Raw genomic sequence first — 1,192 nt, 5'->3', positions numbered from 1 at the left:
AGGTTTTGCGCCAATACATAGAACAACAAAACAGACCTCACTGAACTCGCTTTCCCCGCCACAGGTGACGGGGCTACTCGCTCGTTATCAAGTTAAGCGCTAGATTTGAGCGGGTTTATTTGGTGTGAATGTTCACCATCATAATACTGGAGTTGAGTCATTGCTGATGAAAAATGCAGACGTTTGTCACCAATCCGATCAAAACGTTTAGTCAAAAAGGTATGGTGCTTCGTTGAAAGTTTTCGGATCTCACTAGGAGAAACCTCAATGCCGGCCGCTAATGCAAGTTCGTAGCACACCATCTCCCACGCACCAACATCAAAGGTGTCATTAATATTTGGAAATTTAGCAATCCACAGATGGGTTTTCTCGTCTGTGACGCAGGCTTTTGGCCTTGCACCACCCAAAGAGGAACCGGGAGAAATTAGCATTCTCAGCCAGTGATAATATTCGTCACTGTCTATATTGTCGTCTTTCTCAATTTGAATAGCAGCATGCTCTAACTCACGCAACGATGCCATGGGAGGCGCTGCGAAATCGTCGTTGTTATCCAAAAAATGATGAGAGCCCACTTTTTTAAAGCGGATCCCCCCCATGCGGTAGGCATCATGTACACCAAGTAAATAATCAAGCTCCGTTACACGATTACTAGGTCTAATACCTTTACGATATTCGATAGCCGCCCTTCTCTGCATAAGAATACGTCCCCAACGATCTGGCGATGAATCTAAAAAAGCGCGAAAGTTTTTATTGGCTTCATCATTATATAACTCACCAGCATGCAGGGTAAGCAAAGGGTCAATTTGCAAACAATAAGGTGATGTTAAAAAGGCTTTGTCATAAGCAAAGCTAAATACACCGCCTCGACTTAGATCACTATAGGCCAATTGACCTATTAATAACGGCTTTTCGATGGGATGCCAGTCAGCATACACCTCTACCCGTTCTCTGCTCATTTTGAACGAGTGCTCGATGCAATCTCGCTTGCTTTAGCTGCGAGTCAAGTCGAGCGATGTTGACTTTACTATTCATTTCATTATCATGACACTGTACATAATTACAGTGAAAGGTAAGTATGCTAACCGGTATCAAATTACGGGCGAACCCAACATCTAATCAAAAGTTGATCTTAAGTCAGTGGATGGGTTGCGCTCGATTAATTTGGAATGCCAAGGTTGATGAAGAAAAGTAT

The 1,192-nt window shown here is 43.2% G+C and carries 1 protein-coding gene and 1 pseudogene; one reads left to right on the top strand and one right to left on the bottom strand.

Features of this window, described 5'->3' with window-relative positions; all coding sequences use genetic code 11:
* Positions 1–125: 125 nt before the first annotated feature.
* Positions 126–956 (bottom strand): annotated as a pseudogene (locus IEW93_RS21765) (type II toxin-antitoxin system HipA family toxin); the annotation flags it as partial.
* A gap of 119 nt (positions 957–1,075) precedes the next feature.
* Between IEW93_RS21765 and IEW93_RS21760 the strand changes: the two are divergent.
* The coding region (locus IEW93_RS21760) for a helix-turn-helix domain-containing protein (protein WP_188741201.1) at positions 1,076–1,192 on the top strand (117 nt) is incomplete at its 3' end.

The sequence above is a fragment of the Shewanella inventionis genome (assembly GCF_014641855.1).
GTDB classification, from domain to species: Bacteria; Pseudomonadota; Gammaproteobacteria; order Enterobacterales; family Shewanellaceae; genus Shewanella; species Shewanella inventionis.
This window is presented reverse-complemented; position numbering and strand designations above follow the sequence as displayed.